The sequence below is a fragment of the Actinomadura fibrosa genome, from assembly GCF_900659615.1.
In the GTDB taxonomy this organism is placed as follows: domain Bacteria; phylum Actinomycetota; class Actinomycetes; order Streptosporangiales; family Streptosporangiaceae; genus Spirillospora; species Spirillospora fibrosa.
Genome location: NZ_CAACUY010000011.1, coordinates 50339 through 65988 on the forward strand (window position 1 = coordinate 50339; position 15650 = coordinate 65988).

Here is a 15650-nt window from a genome sequence, read left to right on the forward strand (position 1 = left end):
CCGAGGGGGCACAGTGGCCAATGACGCGCTTCGGCAGGCCATGACCGGTGCGAGACTGACAGAGCAGGAACTCGCAAAAGCGTGTCAAGTGGACGTGAAGACCGTCGTCCGGTGGGTGAGCGACGAGGGCCGTATGCCCCATCCCCGACATCGGTGGGCCGCGTCCGAGGTCCTGGGGGTTGATGAGACCGTGCTGTGGCCAGACTCCATCCGCAAGAACGTGAAGACGGGGGTCGACCGCGAGGTCGTCGCGGTGTACCCGTACCGGTCCGCCTGCCCGAAGTCGGTGTGGCGCCGCCTCATCGCGGACGCCGAGAAGGATCTGACGTTCGCCGGCTATACCAACTACTTCCTGTGGCTGGAGATCCCCAACCTGCGGGGCGCGCTGCGGCGCAAGGCCGAGGCGGGCTGCCGGGTGCGGTTCCTCGTCGGCGACCCGACCAGCGAGGTCACGCGGCGCCGCGAGGAGCTGGAGGACGTGCCGCTCACCGTCGGCACCCGCATCAAGATCACGCTGGACGAGCTGGCGAAGCTGGCGGACGTCCCCGCCGTCGAGGCGCGGTACGGGGACGACCACATCGCCATGAGCGTGTTCGTGTTCGACGACGAGATGCTGGTCACGCCGCATCTCGCGCACCTGGTCGGGCACGACTCGCCGATGTTCCACGTCCGGCGCTGCCAGCCGGACGGGCTGTTCGACCGCTTCGAGTACCACGTGACCCGGCTGTGGGAGACGGGCCGGCCGATCCCGGCGCTGCACGCCACCGGACGGCCGGCGGACTGATCCCAGCGGGTTGCGGCATCACCGTGGCGCCACGATGCCGCAACCCGGCCCAGGGCGCGCGGCTACTTCTCGAAGGGGAAGCGGTCCGCGAAGGCGGGCTTCAGATCGTCCAGCCAGACCGCGTCCGGGTCGTACTTGGCGAAGAACGGCCTGCCCACGAGCTCGGCGTCCCGGCACTGGATGAAGTGCAGGGCGAACACCTTCTCGCCGAGGAGGTCGACGACGCCGTCCACGCAGACCTTGCCGGGCGTGGCGGACATGGACGGGCCCCGGACGGTGCGGGAGAGGCCGGAGACGTTCTTGTAGGCGTCCCGGAAGATCTCGTACGCGCGGCCGAGGGGCACGGCGAAGTAGTCCTGCGGTCCCGTGTCGCGCTCGACGAACATGTAGTAGGGGACGAGGCCCATGCGGGTCTGCGTCCGCCACATGCTCTCCCAGGCGGCGGGGTCGTCGTTGATCGTCCGGATCAGCGGGGCCTGGGTCCGGATGACGGCCCCGGTGTCGCGGATGCGCCGGCAGGCCTCGGTGACCATGAGCGGTTCGAGCTCGCGCGGATGGCTGAAGTGGGCCATGAAGGCGAGGTTCTTGCCGGACTCGACGACCTGCTCGAAGAGCCGGAGCATGGCGTCGGCGTCGGGGTCGGTGACGAACTTCTGCGGCCAGTACGCGAGCGACTTCGTCCCGATGCGGATGGACTCCAGCTGCTCCAGGTCCAGCAGCGGCTCGATGTAGCGGCGCAGCACCGGCTCACCCATGATCATCGCGTCGCCGCCGGTGAACAGGACGCTGGTCACCTCGGGGTGGGAGACCAGGTAGTCGCGCAGCGCGGTGACGTCGTCGCCCGCCATCTTGAGGTCGGCCTCGCCGACGAACTGGGCCCAGCGGAAGCAGTACGTGCAGTAGGCGTGGCATGTCTGCCCCTGTTTGGGGAAGTACAGCACGGTCTCGTCGTACTTGTGCTGCATACCAGGGATCTTGCCATCGCCGAAGCTCGGAACGTTCAGCTCCAGCTGCCCGGCGGGGTGCGGGTTCAGCCTCATCCGCACCGCGTGCGCGGCGGCCTCGACCTCCGCCTTGGGGGCCTCGCGCCGCAGGAGGTCGGACAGGTGCGCGACGTCCCGCGCGGGGAGCATGTCCGGCTGCGGGAAGACGAGGCGGTAGATCGGGTCGTCGGGGGCCGCCGACCAGTCGATGAGCTCGTCGACCACGTACGCGTTGGTCCGGAACGGCAGGACCGTGGCCACCGCGCGGGTGGCGAGCTGCTGTTCGGGCGACAGTCCGGCGCGAGCGGTGAGCTCGTCGAGGTGCTTCGCCGTGAAGGCGCGGAACTTGCGACCAGTGGATCGCACTGCGGGCGCCGCGTCGTTCACCAGTGTCACGTGTTGGTACTCCTTGGAGTCAGCGGGGAAGACGCACCCCGGCACTTCGTCACGGACCGTGATCAGAAAGCCGCAGGCCACCCCCATTGAACAGTTTCGGATGGGTCCATGCCGAATTGATACCCCTTCCCTTCGGCGAAGAAGCTGGTCAAGCCCGATCCAGGCGAATCGCCCCGACATCATCGTGGACGGTCCGGCGCTTGTACAACGACTACGTCACGTCAACTTCTCCGTCGGGACGGGTCGGGTTTCCGGTCGGGACGCGCCCGGCGCCTCCCGTCCCGCGGATCTCCCGGAAAACGCGCCCCGCGTCATCGACTGACACGATGTTCGTCGATACTTGCTGGGGGGCGGGCAGGGCCAGGCGTGGTGAGGGGGCCTGAGTGGACCTTGACAGGGTGGACGCCGGACCGGGCGTCGTACCGGCATGGGTGGTCGTCCTGGCCGCCGTCGCGGCGGTCTCCTACGCGACGTTCTTCCTGGAGCACCTGCTCAGCCCCGACCTCGACGTCGTCAACGGGTACGTGAGCGAGCTGTCGGCGGTCGACCAGCCGTTCCACAACGTCTACAGCGGCGGCGACCTGATCACCGGAGTCCTGTCGATCATCGTCGCGGCCGGGACGCTGCGCAGGTTGCGGCGCCGCCCTCTCGCGACCGCCGGGTGGACGTTCCTCGGCCTGTTCGGGGTGTGCGCGATCGGCGACGCCACGTTCCCGCTGGACTGCGCGCCCAGCCTGGAGACGTGGTGCGCGCTCCGGGAGCGGTCGGAGCAGGTGTCGTTCTCCCACGAGTTCCACTCGGTGACCAGCAGCGCCGTGATCGTCTGCGGTGTGGTGGCGCTGTTCACGCTGTCGATGGCGGCCCGCCGCTACGGGTGGTGGCCCGCGCTCGCCCGCTGGGGCTGGCCGCTCGCCCTCGCCGAGTCGGTGTTCGCGCTCGGCACGCTGCTGGCGATGTACCTCGGCCGCTGGCTCGGCATCATCCAGCGGATCCAGATCGGCATCCTCTGCCTCGGCCTGCTCACCATCGCCTGGGCGCTGTACGCCGACCGGAGAAACGCGGGGCGCACCGGCCCCGGCCTCCCGCCCGTACGAGAGAAGACCCCCCTATGACCGAACCCGAGACCGGCGGGCCCGAGCACGCCGCCCCCGCCGGCACCGCCCCCGCCGGTGAGATCGTCAACGTCGGACGCGAGCAGGTGCACGTCGTCGAAGAAGGGCCCGCCGACGGATCCCCGGTGCTGCTGAGCTCCGGGCTCGGCGGGGCCTGGTTCGACTGGCGGCCCGTCGCGGACCTGCTGCGCGACCGCGCCCGGGTGATCGCCTTCGACCGTCCCGGCCTCGGGCTGAGCCCGGCCGCGCACGCCGCGCCGACGCTGCGCCGCGACGCGGACGTGCTCGCCGGACTCGCCGAGCGGGCCGGGCGGCCGGTGACCGTCGTCGCGCACTCGATGGCCGCGTTCCACGCCGAGGCCCTCGCGCGGCTGCGCCCCGAACTCGTCCACGGCCTGGTCCTCGTGGATCCGAGCTACGAGCGCGACCCGCACGCGCGCGTCCGGTACGCGGCGGCGGTGACGCCCGCCGCGACGGCCCTGGGAGCGCTCCTCGGCGCGACCCGGCTGGCGCGGTGCGTCGGCCCCGCCGGCCGGAGGATCGTCCTCAAGCGGACGAGCAGGCGGGAGGAGCCGGTGCCGCCCGCCGTCGTCCGGTCGGTCTACGGGCGCGGGACCGTCCTCGGCACCGTCCTCGCCGAGGACCTCGCCTACCGGGAGATGGCCGTCGACCTCGCGCGGCTCCGCGAGCGGCGCCCGTTCCCGCCCGTCCCGCTCGTGGTGATCACCGCGCTCGGCGACGTCGAGGACCCCGGCAAGGCCCGGGAATGGGCGGCGGACCACGCGCGGCTCGCCGCGATCAGCCCGCACGGCTCCCAGGTCGAGCTGCCCGACTCCCTGCACATGGTGCAGCTCGACCGCCCCGACGCCGTCGCGGACGCGGTCGCGACCGTCCTCGGCCACCCCGCCGGGCGGAACGGCGTCCGCGAGGGAACGGCGTGAGGCGGCTGCCCGCCGTCCTGCTGGCCGGGCTCCTCGTCCTGTCCGTCTCCGGCTGCAAGGTCATGCAGAGGATCTCGGACGGGTCGTACAACAACGCCGTGACGGACGGCGTCGTCAAGGAGCTGGACGAGCGGAACATCCGGCTGGAGAAGCGACCCTCCTGCAAGACCCGCGACTCCGGCTCCGCGTCCGTCCATGTGGAGTGCACGGCCACCACGCGCGAAGGCCAGCCGGTCGTCGTGACGGGCGTCGCGGAGGAGGCCGACACCGACCATCCCCGGGAGCTGTACGAGGTGACCGTCGGCGGGCAGGAGGTGCTCCGCCAGAACTGCCTCGGCCTGGGCTGCCACTGACGCGTCACGAGTCCGCATGAATCGGGAAAGGCCTCGCCGCGTCCCGCATGCGAGCCGACACGCCCGGTGACGTACCCGGTGTGGAGATCAATCGCAGGAGAGCACTGACCATCGGTTCCGCCGCGTTCCTCGTCCTCGCCCTGGCGGCCGGCGGCGCCATCGCCTACCTGGTCCTGTCGGGCGACGACGGCCTGCGGTACCGGAGCCAGGCGGCGCTGCGGGCGGCGCTGCCGGTGCGCGCCGCGGCGGAGCTGAGCTCCCGCGGGCTGACCCTCCAGTCCCCGCTGGACTGCGAGGACCTGCCCGGCTGGACGAAGCTGAAGATGCGCGCGTCCTGCACCGGCATGACCACCGACAAGCGGGACGTCCAGGTGATCGGCACCGCCGAGCTGGAGACGGACCGGAGCTTCTACACGATCCTCGTCGGCGGCCATCCGATCGTGGAGAACGCGCCGTGCCTGGGCGGCGACTGCCGGAAGGGCGACGGATAGCCGTGGCGGCCGTTCGGGGGGCGCCGCCCGGAGGGTGACGAGCGCCACCCTCCTCCGGGCGCAGTCAAGGCAGGTGAAGGAACGTCCTACGATGCGATGAGCTGCGTTTCCTGCGGCGCGAGCATCCTTCCCACCCTCCTTGGAGCCCCCATGACCGGCAAAGGCGAGCCGTCGCGCCCGGCGACGGCCCGCCCGGCGACGGCCCGCCCGGTGACCCTCCGTCCGCCGGTGGTCCGGCCCGGGACGGCCCGCCCGGCGGTGATCCGGCCGCTGCCCATCGCCGTCGACACGATGGGCGGCGACCACGCCCCCGCCGAGATCATCGAGGGGGCGGTGGAGGCGGTCCGCCGGCACGGCGTCCGGCTCGTCCTCGTGGGGCAGGCGCCGCGGATCCGCCGCGAGCTGGAGCGGCACGGCGTCATGGGGCAGATCCCGATCGTGCACGCCGAGGAGGCGCTCGACATGGGCGAGGGCGCGCTCGCGAGCTGGCGCAAGCCCCGCTCGTCCATCGCGATCGCCTGCCACCTGATCAAGCAGGGGCGGGCTTCCGCGCTCGTGTCGGCGGGCAGCACGGCCGGGGTCGTGGCCACGTCCCGGCTGCGGCTGAAGGGCCAGCAGGGCGTGATGCGGCCCGCGATCGCCGTGACGCTGCCGACCCGTCCGCGCCCGACGGTCCTGCTGGACGCGGGCGCCACCGCCGACATCAAGCCCGAGGGGCTCGTGCAGTTCGCCGCGCTCGGCACCGCGTACGCGCAGATCCTGCTGGAGGTGGAGCGCCCCCGGGTCGGGCTGCTCACCATCGGCGCCGAGCCGGGCAAGGGCAACAAGCTGACCAAGCGCGCCCACGAGCTGCTCGCGGGCGGCACCCACGGCATCGAGTTCGCGGGGAACGTGGAGGGGCACGACCTCCTGCGCGGCGACGTCGAGGTCATCGTGACCGACGGGTTCACCGGCAACGTCGCGCTCAAGACGATGGAGGGCACGATCCGGACGGCGTTCTCCGAGATCCGGACCGCGATGACGTCCAGCCCGCCCGCCCGGATGGGCGCGCTGCTGCAACGCCGCCGCCTCCAGGAGCTCCGCGCCCGCCTCGACCCCGACACCTACGGCGGCGGCGTCCTGCTCGGCCTGAACGGGACGGTCGTGATCGCGCACGGCGCCGCCCGGGCCCGCGCGATCACCGCGGCCTGCGACCTCGCGCACCGGCTCGCCGCGGGCCGCATCGTCGAGCGGATCCGCGACCAGGTCGCCGCGACCCGCACGTCCCGGTTCGGCCGCTGGACGCACGGCGAGCGCGACGGCGGCGACCGGCAGGAGGGCGACCAGCCCGCAGCGGCCACGGTCCCGGCCCCCGCCCCGGCCGCGCGGGAGGGCGCCGGAACGGAGCGGACCGAGCCCCGGCCCCAGGTCAAGGGCGCCGAACCGCCCGCGTCCGGCTGAACGCTCCACGCCACCGGCGGTACCGCTCGCCGCTCCGATGGGGAAAACGGGTTGCGAGGAGACCGCCCCGGCGCCGATAACCTTGAGGCATGCCCGATCCGCAACACGTACTCGCCGCCCGGGTCCAGGCCGCGCTCGCCGCCGCCTTCGGACCGTCGTACGCGGACGCCGACCCGGTCATCCGGCCGTCGCAGTTCGCCGACCTTCAGGCCAACGTGGCACTGCCGCTGGCCAAGAAGCTGGGCCGCAAGCCGCGAGACGTGGCGGACGAGATCGTCGCGCACCTCGACGTCGCGAACCTGGTGTCGGACGTCCAGGTCAGCGGGCCCGGCTTCATCAACCTGACGCTGAGCGACGCGTGGATCGCCGCCGAGGCGCAGCGGACGCTGGAGGACGAGCGGCTCGCCGTCCCCGCCGTCGAGAAGCCGCAGAAGATCGTCGTCGAGTACTCCTCGCCCAACGTGGCCAAGGAGATGCACGTCGGGCACCTGCGGACCACGATCGTCGGCGACGCCATCGCCCGGATCCTCGCGTTCCTCGGCCACGAGGTGGTCCGCGACAACCACGTCGGGGACTGGGGCACCCCCTTCGGCATGCTGATCGAGCACCTGCTCGACATCGGCGAGGACGCCGCCGCCCGCGGCGACTCCTCGGTCAGTGACCTGACCGCCTTCTACCGGGCCGCGCGGAGCAAGTTCGACGGCGACCCGGAGTTCGCCGACCGGGCGCGGCGGCGGGTCGTCGCGCTCCAGGCGGGCGACCCCGAGACGCTGCGGCTCTGGCAGGTCCTCGTGGACGTGTCCAAGCGGTACTTCAACTCGGTGTACGAGCGGCTCGGCGTCACGCTCACCGACGACGACATCAAGGGCGAGAGCTTCTACAACGACCTGCTGGCCCCGACCGTCCAGGAGCTGGTGGACAAGGGCATCGCGGTCGTCAGCGACGGCGCGCTGTGCGCGTTCCCGCCCGGGTTCACCGGCCGGGAGGGCGACCCCCTCCCGGTGATCATCCGGAAGAGCGACGGCGGCTACAACTACTCGACGACCGACCTCGCGACCATCCGGTACCGGGTCGACACCGAGCACGTCGACCGGATGGTCTACGTGGTCGGCGCGCCGCAGTCCCTGCACTTCGAGATGGTGTTCGCCGTCGCCCGGATGGCGGGCTGGCTCGGCGACGGCGTCCGGGCCGAGCACGCCAAGATCGGCAACGTGCTGGGCACCGACGGCAAGATCCTCAAGACCCGGGCCGGCGACACGCCGCGGCTCGCCGGGCTCGTGGACGACGCCGTCGAGCGGGCCGGCGCCGCGTTCGACGAGATGCAGCACGACGAGGAGTTCGACAAGGCGACCCGCGCCGCGATCGTCGAGGCCGTCGGCGTCGGGGCGATCAAGTACGCCGACCTGTCGGTCGCGCTCGACAGCGAGTACGTCTTCGACCTCGACCGGATGACCTCGTTCCACGGCAAGACCGGCCCGTACCTCCAGTACGCCACCGTCCGGATCCGGTCGATCTTCCGCAGGGGCGGGATCGACCCCGGCACGGCGACCGGCCCGATCGCCATCGGCCACGAGGCGGAGCGGGCGCTCGCGCTGAAGCTGCTCGACTTCGGCGCCGTCGTCGCGCAGGCGGGCGAGACGTGCGAGCCGCACCGGCTCGCCGGCTACCTGTTCGAGCTGGCCCAGGCGTTCACGGCGTTCTTCGAGAACTGCCCCGTCCTGAAGGCCCCGGACGAGGAGACGAGGGCGTCCCGGCTGGCGCTGTCGGCGGCGACGCTCCGCACGCTCGTCACCGGCCTCGACCTGCTCGGAGTGCCCATCCCCGAGCGCATGTAGCACCCGGGGGGTCAGGGGGCGCCGCGCAGGTCCCGTGCTCTCGCCAGGCGGTACTCGTTCATCTCCGCGATCTTGGTCAGGTCGCGGAGATGAGCGCGGATCAGCTCCCGCTGGCGGGCCGCCTCCACCGCGGACCAGACGCCGACCAGCCGGGTGGCGGCCTTGCACCGGACGTCGGCGACCGCCACGGCCCGCTCCGCGCCGGACGGAGCGCCCCGGAAGCGGGGGTCGTCCGGCGGATCGAGCGGGCCCGCGTACCTGAAGCCTTCGCGGCGCATGCACCGCGACCACCGGGCGAAGGCGGTGCGCACCCGGGCGTCCTTCCGGGACTCCTCGAAGCTCTCCCGCGACAGCGACTGGGCCAGGCTCTGGTCCGCGCGCACCGGGCCGTCGCCGTTCAGCGTCCTGTCCGCCTGTCCCGCGCAACCACCTGTCGGAATTCGCCGCCCATCGGACGCGGTTTCCCGGCTTCCTGTCAGGACGACCTGCTGTTCCGGCGTGGGAACGGCCTGCGGGGCGCCTTTCCCGAAAGAGGGCACGCGATATCCGCTGCTCCTCGCCTGATCCAGGTCGGTGATGCCGTAACGGCGCTCGTTCCAGCTTCTCAATGGCGTTTCGGTCGGCTTGCTCGGCGGCGGGAAAACGAATCCGAATCCGCGCATGCATTGCCGCAGCGCCTGCCGGTAAGCCTCGGTGACGAGACTCGTCTCAGGGGGCGAGAGGAGGTAGTCGTCCAGCGGAAGCCTCGGCGCCGCGGCTGCGGCGTCCGGCCGGTTCGGCTGGGATGGCGCGCTCGCACGGGGGCCCGGCCGGGCGGACTGGCCGGAACACCCCGCGGCGGAGGTCCCGAGCAGCGCGAGCACCACGGCCAGGCGCCCGACCGTCCCGTTGATGATCAGCTCCAGTAGAGCGACTCGACGTTGCCGCGGTAGGTGACGCTGTAGGCGCCGCCGCTGTTGGGGAAGGTGCCGGCGCAGCTGCCGGTGTAGTTGGGGCTCGTGCAGATGACGACGGTGCGGGCCGCGTCGTGGTTCCAGCCGAACTTGGCGGTGTTCGCGACCACCGTGCCCTGCCCGATCCCCGGCGAGGTGTAGACGTTGTTGGCCAGGTTGGGGTCGTCCACGGAGAAGTCGGAGAAGCTCTGCGTGCCGGCGATGTTCTGGTACATGCAGTACTCACCGCCGGTACAGACGCCGTCCTGGTTGGCGTAGACGGCCGGGAGCGCGGCCGTCGCGGAGCCTCCGGCGGCCTCCGCCGAGACCGGCACGGCGAGCGCCATGGCGGCCCCCGCGCCGAACACCATGGCGACCGACCTGCGCGCCCATCGGCCGTTCCTGGAATGACTGGACATGGCTACCGGCCCTTTCTGGTGACAGTGGAAGGGAACTGGCACGCAGAACAATGGCATGCGCCATGGCCGGGAATCTTCGTGAGAAATGATCGAACGCCGCGCCCGGGCGGGGCCGGAACTGCGAAAGTCCGCAAACAGTTGATGATCACTGAAAGGCGGCCGCGGGGCGGTCGGCCGCCGGGTCAGGAACGGTGCTTGACGGCGGTCACGGCGCGCTCGCGGGCGACCTGCTCGCGGACCGCCGGGACGACCTCCAGCGCGAACGCGGGGAGCTGGTCGGGGTGCCCGCCGAACAGAAACGCGTCGACGCCGTGGCCGACCGCGAGCTCGGTCAGCTCGTAGATCCACTGGCGCGGCGGGCCGTGCAGGAAGCCCCGCGACCCGCGGCCGTCGATCGAGCCCTCCAGGACGTACACCCGCCGGATGTCGAACGGGTTCCGGCCCGCCGACGCCGCCGCCTCGTCGATCCGCCGCTGCCCCTCCGCCAGCCGCTTCGGCGGGACGCGCGACGACGGCGCGATCCACCCGTCCGCGACGCGGGCGGCGACGCGCAGGCTCTCCGGCCCCGTGACGCCCAGCCAGATCGGGATCTGGCCCGCGGGCGCCGGGCCGGCCTGCGACGCGGCCGTCCGGTAGTGCTCGCCCTGGAACCGCAGCCCGTGCTGGTCGCTCCAGTGCAGCCGGATGACCTGCACCGCCTCCTCCAGGGCCCGCCGGGCGCCGCCGGGCGCGAGCCGCACCCCGCCGTAGGTCTCGATGCCGTCCCAGGACGTGCCCGCGCCGAGCCCGAGCGCGACGCGGCCGCCGCTGGAGCGGTCCATCGTCGCGATCGCCTTCGCGAGGACCGCGGGCGGCCGCAGCGGCAGGCACGCCACCGCGGGCAGCACCCGGATCCGCGTGGTGGCGGCCAGCACGGTCGCCATCAGCGTCGGCGTGTCCGCGGTGCCCCGCTGGTACGGGTGGTCGCGGATGCCGAGGTAGTCGAGCCCGTACCGGTCCGCGTCCTGCGCGATCCTGACCAGCGGCGCGGCCGCGTCCGGGGCGAGGGACAGGCCGAAGCGCAGCTGCCGCCGGTACCGGATCGCGGTCACTGCAGGTAGCCTTCGACCTCGTCCGGCGGACGCGGCCGCGCGCCCTCCGGGTCGAGCCCCGCCTCCTGGCGGGCCCGGCGGCGGCGCAGCAGGTCCCAGCACTGGTCGAGTGCCACCTCCAGCCGCTCCAGCCGCCGGCGCTCCTCCTCCCGCCCGAGCTCGTCGCGCCGGTGGAGCTCCCGCAGCCGCTGCTCCTCGCCGACGTACTCGTCGATGCGCGCCAGGATCTCCTTCTCGTCCATGGTTCCCTCAGTCCGTGGGCTCTCGTGGGCCGGGCGCGGGCGGTCAGCGTCCCCGCTCGGCGGCGTTCGCCATGCCGGTCAGGAGCCCGTTCCCGGTGCCCGCCGACCGCTCCGGCGGGCCGCCGTTCGTCTTCGGTTCCACCATCGGCCCCTCCGGCGGGCCCGCCGCGCCCATCGCGGCCGCCGCCGTGCCCTGCGGGCGCGCCGAGGACTCCCCGGGGCCCGCCCGGGACGGGCCGGAGTCCCCGGATCCGCCGGACGAGGAGCCGTTGCCGCCCGACCCGGACCGCGCGCTCGCGGTCGTCCGGGACGAGGACGCGCTCGACCGGCGGGCCGAGGACGCCCGCGGCTTGGCCGCCGTCGAGGACGTCCGGCGCGTCGTCGTGGACGGCTTCGCCCGCGAGGACGCCGACGTGGACCGGCTCGCGGGCCTGCTCGCCGCCGACCGGCTGGACGTCGAACGGCTCGACGTGGACCGGCTGGACGTGGAACGGCTCGCCGCGGGCTTGCGCGACGTCGACGACGAGCCGGTCGAGGCCGAGGTCGTCGACCTCGACCGGCTCGCGGCCGGCGTCGCCCTTCGGGTCGTCGTCCCCGAGCGGCTGCTCGTGCTCCGGCTCGACGACGTGCCGCCGCTCCGGCTGGACGACGTACCGGACCGCGAGGTGCTGCTCCGCGTTCCGGTACTCCGCGTGCCGGTGCTCCGTGAACTCGTACTGCGCGTGCCCGTGCTGCGCGTGCCCGTGCTGCGCGTGCCCGTGCCCGTGCTGCGCGACGACGTGCTGCGCGAGGACGTGCTCCGCGAGCCGGAGGACGTGCTCTTGGCCGTGGTCGTGATGACCTTCGCCGCCGCGTCCATCGCCTTGGCGGCGTCGGTCATCGCCTTGGTGGCGGTCGTCATCGCCTTCGTCATGGCCGTCATGGCCTTCGCCGACGTGGACGCCTTGGTCGCCACCGACTTCATCTGCGTCGCGGCGGCCTTGGCCTGCGTGGCGGCCTTGGTGACGCGCGTCGCCGCCGACGACGAGCGGCTGGACGCGGCGCTCGTGCGCGACGACGATCCGCTCGATGCCCTCCTCGTGGTGCTCCCGCCCGCCGACGACCGGCTCGACGACGTCTTGGACGCCGACGAGCGCGCCGCCGACGTGCGGCTCGTGGCCGGCTTGCGCGCGGCCGTGGACGTGCTGCCTGCTGTGCTCCTCGCGCGACCGGCCGTCCCTCGGCCCGCCGTCGTTCGCGATGCGGTGTTGGTAGCCACTGATCCCCCCCAGTGATGATCAGTTACGGGGAGATCTATTCCACACTTAGTGACGCTCTACACACACTCCGCAATCGCAACGTTCAGACACCGACCGGATGCCACACCGTCTTGGTCTCCAGGAAGGCGGTCATGCGGGCCGTGCCGGGGTCGCCCGTCCAGTCGCCGTCGCCGGGCCGCAGGACGCGCTTGAGGTTGCCGGCGGCGGCCTCTTCGAGCGCCGCGACGTCACCGCCACCGGCCCCGGCCAGGTCGATGGCGTTCACGTCCATGTGCGAGGCGAGCCAGGGCGCGAGCTCGGCGCGGTCGCCGGTGAGGATGTTGACGACGCCCGCGGGCAGGTCGCTCGTCGCGAGCACCTCGGCGAGCGTGACGGCGGGCAGCGGCGCGGACGGCGCCGCGACGACCACCGCGGTGTTGCCGGACACGATCACCGGCGCGACGACCGAGACGAGGCCGAGCAGCGGCGAGTCGGGCGCGATGACGGCGACGACGCCGGTGGGCTCGGGGGTCGAGAAGTTGAAGAAGGGCCCCGCGACGGGGTTCGCCGACCCGAGGACCGCGGCGAGCTTGTCGGCCCAGCCCGCGTACCAGACCCACCGGTCGATCGCGGCGTCCACCTCGGCGGACGCGGCGGACTTCGGCAGCCCGGTCGCGCGCAGCTCCGCGGTGAACTGGGCGTGCCTGCCCTCCAGCATCTCAGCGATCCGGTAGAGGATCTGCCCGCGGTTGTAGGGGGTGCGCCCCGACCAGCCGCCGAACGCCTTGCGCGCGGCGGCCACGGCGTCGCGGGCGTCCTTGCGGGACGCCTTGGCGGCGTTGGCGAGGAAGGTGCCGTCGGCGTCGTTCACCTGGTACGTCCTGCCGGATTCCGAGCGCGGGAACGCCCCGCCGATGAACAGCTTGTAGGTCTTGCGGACCGGCAGCCGCACCGGCTCCTTGGCGTGCGGCTTCGGCTGCTGCTTAGGCATCGAGGTAGGCCTCCAGTCCGTGGCGTCCGCCCTCGCGGCCGAACCCCGATTCCTTGTAGCCGCCGAACGGGGAGGCGGGGTCGAACTTGTTGAAGGTGTTGGCCCACACGACGCCGGCGCGCAGCCGCTCCGCCGTCCAGAGGATCAGGGAGCCCTTCTCCGTCCAGATCCCGGCGGACAGCCCGTAGGGCGTGTTGTTGGCCTTGGTGACGGCCTCGTCGGGGGTGCGGAAGGTCAGCACCGACAGCACCGGCCCGAAGATCTCCTCGCGGGCGATGCGGTGCGACTGCGCGACGCCCGTGAACACCGTCGGCGCGAACCAGTAGCCCTCGCCCGGCAGCTCGCAGGCGGGCGACCAGCGCTCGGCGCCCTCGGCCTCGCCCGCGTCCGCCAGCTCCCGGATCCTCGCGAGCTGCGCGGCCGAGTTGATCGCGCCGACGTCGGTGTTCTTGTCGAGGGGGTCGCCGACCCGCAGCGTCGCCATCCGCGCCTTGAGCCGCTCCAGCAGCTCGTCCGCGGCGGACTCCTGGACGAGCAGCCGCGACCCGGCGCAGCACACGTGCCCCTGGTTGAAGAAGATGCCGTTCACGATGCCCTCGACCGCCTGGTCGAGCGGGGCGTCCGCGTAGACGATGTTGGCCGCCTTGCCGCCGAGCTCCAGCGTGAGCCGCTTGGACGTGCCCGCGACCGACCGGGCGATCTGGCGGCCCACCTCGGTGGAGCCGGTGAACGCGACCTTGTCGATCCCCGGGTGCTCGACCAGCGCCTGCCCGGTGGCGCCCGCCCCGGTGACGATGTTGACGACGCCCGGCGGCAGCTCGGCCTGCCGGCAGATCTCGGCGAACAGCAGCGCGGTCAGCGGCGTCGTCTCGGCGGGCTTGAGGACGACCGTGTTGCCGCAGGCCAGCGCGGGCGCGATCTTCCAGGCCAGCATGAGCAGCGGGAAGTTCCAGGGGATCACCTGGCCCGCCACGCCCACCGGCCGCGGGTCCGGCCCGAACCCGGCGTGGCCGAGCTTGTCGGCCCATCCGGCGTAGTAGAAGAAGTGCGCGGCGACGAGCGGCACGTCCACGTCCCGCGACTCGCGGATCGGCTTGCCGTTGTCGATCGACTCCAGCACCGCCAGCTCCCGGGACCGCTCCTGGACGATCCGCGCGATCCGGTACAGGTACTTGGCCCGCTCCGCCCCGGGCATCGGCCCCCACACCGTGTCGAACGCGGCGCGGGCGGCGGCGACGGCCCGGTCGACGTCCGCGGCGTCGGCGCAGGCGATCTCGGCCAGCGGCGACTCGTCCGCCGGGTTGACGGTCTTGAACGGCTCGCCGTGCCCGTCGGTGAACTCGCCGCCGACGAACAGCCCGTAGGAGGGCCGGATGTCGACGATCGCCGCGGACTCCGGTGCCGGCGCGTACTCGAAAACCATGATCAGTCCAGCGTGAAGTAGTCGGGACCGGAGTACACCCCGGTGGCGAGCTTGCGGCGCTGCATCAGCAGGTCGTTCAGCACGCTGGACGCGCCGAGCCGGAACATGTCCGGGGTCAGCCAGTCGGGCCCGGCGGTCTCGTTGACCAGCACCAGGTACTTGATCGCGTCCTTCGTCGTGCGGATCCCGCCGGCCGGCTTGACGCCGACCCGCCGTCCGGTGGCGGCCCGGTAGTCGCGGACCGCCTCCAGCATGACCAGCGTCACCGGCAGCGTCGCCGCCGGCGCGACCTTGCCGGTCGAGGTCTTGATGAAGTCGGCGCCGGCCCGCATCGCGAGCCACGACGCCCGCCGCACGTTGTCGTAGGTGGCGAGCTCGCCGGTCTCCAGGATGACCTTGAGGTGGGCGTCCCCGCAGGCCTCCTTCGTCGCGACGATCTCGTCGTGCACCTTCATGAGGTCCCCGGCGAGGAACGCGCCCCGGTCGATCACCATGTCGATCTCGGCGGCGCCCGCCGCGACCGCCGCCTCGGTGTCGGCCAGCTTCGCCGCGAGCGGCGCCCGCCCGGACGGGAACGCCGTCGCCACCGACGCCACCTTGACCGGCGTCCCGGCGACCGCGGCCACGGCCGTCTCCACCATGTCGGGGTACACGCACACGGCGGCCACCCGCGGCACCGACGGATCGGACGGGTCGGGGCGGGCGGCCTTGGCGCACAGCGCCCGGACCTTGCCGGCCGTGTCCGCCCCCTCCAGGGTCGTCAGGTCGACCATCGAGATGGCGAGATCGATCGCCGCGGCCTTCGCCGTCGTCTTGATCGACCGGGACGCGAGCCGCGCGGCCCGCTCCTCGGCGCCCACCCGGTCGACGCCGGGCAGGCCGTTCAGGAACGCGCGCAACTCGGCGGCGCTGGTCAGAGTCTCCGTTGACACGCCCCCAGCATCGCCGAAGTCCGCCACCGGCACAAAACGGCGGTCCC

Annotated in this window: 16 protein-coding genes; 8 read left to right on the top strand and 8 right to left on the bottom strand. The window is 72.7% G+C overall.

Annotated elements, in window-relative coordinates; genetic code table 11:
* Positions 1–190 precede the first annotated feature (190 nt).
* Complete coding sequence (locus E1300_RS06860) at positions 191–784, top strand: DUF5919 domain-containing protein (protein WP_242618984.1); 594 nt, start codon at positions 191–193, stop codon at positions 782–784.
* A gap of 62 nt (positions 785–846) precedes the next feature.
* On the opposite strand, the gene E1300_RS06865 is transcribed toward E1300_RS06860, so the two are convergent.
* On the bottom strand, positions 847–2163 hold the full coding sequence (locus E1300_RS06865; RefSeq protein ID WP_131756028.1) for a KamA family radical SAM protein: 1317 nt from the start codon (positions 2161–2163) through the stop codon (positions 847–849).
* A 383-nt stretch (positions 2164–2546) separates the two neighbouring features.
* On the opposite strand from E1300_RS06865, the gene E1300_RS06870 reads away from it, so the two are divergent.
* From E1300_RS06870 to argS, 6 genes are all read left to right on the top strand, one after another.
* Positions 2547–3275 carry a DUF998 domain-containing protein gene (locus E1300_RS06870; RefSeq protein ID WP_242618985.1) on the top strand — a complete coding sequence of 243 codons (729 nt, stop codon included), beginning with the start codon at positions 2547–2549 and terminating at the stop codon, positions 3273–3275.
* Positions 3272–4216 carry an alpha/beta fold hydrolase gene (locus E1300_RS06875; RefSeq protein WP_131756029.1) on the top strand — a complete coding sequence of 315 codons (945 nt, stop codon included), beginning with the start codon at positions 3272–3274 and terminating at the stop codon, positions 4214–4216. Before E1300_RS06870 ends, E1300_RS06875 begins: the two co-directional genes overlap by 4 nt.
* Entirely contained in the window at positions 4213–4569 is a 357-nt protein-coding gene (locus tag E1300_RS06880; RefSeq protein ID WP_131756030.1) for a hypothetical protein, read from the top strand. The genes E1300_RS06875 and E1300_RS06880 overlap by 4 nt, the downstream gene beginning before the upstream one ends.
* Positions 4570–4649: 80 nt before the next feature.
* Positions 4650–5060, top strand: coding sequence for a hypothetical protein (locus E1300_RS06885; protein WP_131756031.1), 411 nt, complete (start codon positions 4650–4652; stop codon positions 5058–5060).
* 291 nt (positions 5061–5351) lie between these two features.
* Positions 5352–6500: a phosphate acyltransferase PlsX gene (gene plsX / locus E1300_RS06890; protein WP_242618990.1), complete on the top strand. Its 1149-nt coding sequence runs from the start codon at positions 5352–5354 to the stop codon at positions 6498–6500.
* An 89-nt stretch (positions 6501–6589) separates the two neighbouring features.
* On the top strand, positions 6590–8335 hold the full coding sequence (gene argS, locus E1300_RS06895; RefSeq protein ID WP_131756033.1) for an arginine--tRNA ligase: 1746 nt from the start codon (positions 6590–6592) through the stop codon (positions 8333–8335).
* 11 nt (positions 8336–8346) lie between these two features.
* Here argS and E1300_RS06900 read toward each other — a convergent pair whose 3' ends face one another.
* The 4 genes from E1300_RS06900 to E1300_RS06915 all read right to left on the bottom strand — a co-directional run bounded on the left by E1300_RS06900 (position 8347) and on the right by E1300_RS06915 (position 11019).
* The gene (locus E1300_RS06900) at positions 8347–8718 is read right to left on the bottom strand and encodes a hypothetical protein (protein WP_131756034.1); all 372 of its coding nucleotides are present in this window, start codon (positions 8716–8718) and stop codon (positions 8347–8349) included.
* 512 nt (positions 8719–9230) lie between these two features.
* Positions 9231–9686, bottom strand: a complete 456-nt coding sequence (locus E1300_RS06905; protein WP_131756035.1) for a peptidase inhibitor family I36 protein — start codon at positions 9684–9686, stop codon at positions 9231–9233.
* Between the two features lie 182 nt (positions 9687–9868).
* The gene (locus tag E1300_RS06910; protein WP_242618986.1) at positions 9869–10777 is read right to left on the bottom strand and encodes an LLM class flavin-dependent oxidoreductase; all 909 of its coding nucleotides are present in this window, start codon (positions 10775–10777) and stop codon (positions 9869–9871) included.
* Positions 10774–11019 (bottom strand): DUF2630 family protein, encoded by a 246-nt coding sequence (locus E1300_RS06915; RefSeq protein ID WP_131756036.1) that lies wholly within the window; start codon positions 11017–11019, stop codon positions 10774–10776. The genes E1300_RS06910 and E1300_RS06915 overlap by 4 nt, the downstream gene beginning before the upstream one ends.
* A gap of 71 nt (positions 11020–11090) precedes the next feature.
* Here E1300_RS06915 and E1300_RS06920 point away from each other — a divergent pair, with 71 nt between their 5' ends.
* Complete coding sequence (locus E1300_RS06920) at positions 11091–12293, top strand: hypothetical protein (protein ID WP_131756037.1); 1203 nt, start codon at positions 11091–11093, stop codon at positions 12291–12293.
* A 67-nt stretch (positions 12294–12360) separates the two neighbouring features.
* Here E1300_RS06920 and E1300_RS06925 read toward each other — a convergent pair whose 3' ends face one another.
* From E1300_RS06925 to deoC, 3 genes are read right to left on the bottom strand one after another with little or no spacing between them, the layout of a single operon-like run.
* A complete protein-coding gene (locus E1300_RS06925; protein ID WP_131756038.1) occupies positions 12361–13248 on the bottom strand; it encodes an aldehyde dehydrogenase family protein in 888 nt (295 codons plus the stop codon).
* A complete protein-coding gene (locus tag E1300_RS06930) occupies positions 13241–14671 on the bottom strand; it encodes an aldehyde dehydrogenase family protein (protein WP_131756039.1) in 1431 nt (476 codons plus the stop codon). The genes E1300_RS06925 and E1300_RS06930 overlap by 8 nt, the downstream gene beginning before the upstream one ends.
* Positions 14672–14673: 2 nt before the next feature.
* A complete protein-coding gene (gene deoC / locus E1300_RS06935) occupies positions 14674–15603 on the bottom strand; it encodes a deoxyribose-phosphate aldolase (protein ID WP_131756040.1) in 930 nt (309 codons plus the stop codon).
* Positions 15604–15650: the final 47 nt, after the last annotated feature.

Excerpts from the sequence above, each read along its gene's own strand:
- plsX (WP_242618990.1), top strand. The coding sequence starts at position 5,352 with ATGGGCGGCGACCACGCCCCCGCCGAGATCATCGAGGGGGCGGTGGAG.
- E1300_RS06920 (WP_131756037.1), top strand. The coding sequence starts at position 11,091 with ATGCCGGTCAGGAGCCCGTTCCCGGTGCCCGCCGACCGCTCCGGCGGG.
- E1300_RS06905 (WP_131756035.1), bottom strand. The coding sequence starts at position 9,686 with ATGTCCAGTCATTCCAGGAACGGCCGATGGGCGCGCAGGTCGGTCGCC.
- E1300_RS06915 (WP_131756036.1), bottom strand. The coding sequence starts at position 11,019 with ATGGACGAGAAGGAGATCCTGGCGCGCATCGACGAGTACGTCGGCGAG.
- E1300_RS06875 (WP_131756029.1), top strand. The coding sequence starts at position 3,272 with ATGACCGAACCCGAGACCGGCGGGCCCGAGCACGCCGCCCCCGCCGGC.
- argS (WP_131756033.1), top strand. The coding sequence starts at position 6,590 with ATGCCCGATCCGCAACACGTACTCGCCGCCCGGGTCCAGGCCGCGCTC.
- E1300_RS06930 (WP_131756039.1), bottom strand. The coding sequence starts at position 14,671 with ATGGTTTTCGAGTACGCGCCGGCACCGGAGTCCGCGGCGATCGTCGAC.
- E1300_RS06925 (WP_131756038.1), bottom strand. The coding sequence starts at position 13,248 with ATGCCTAAGCAGCAGCCGAAGCCGCACGCCAAGGAGCCGGTGCGGCTG.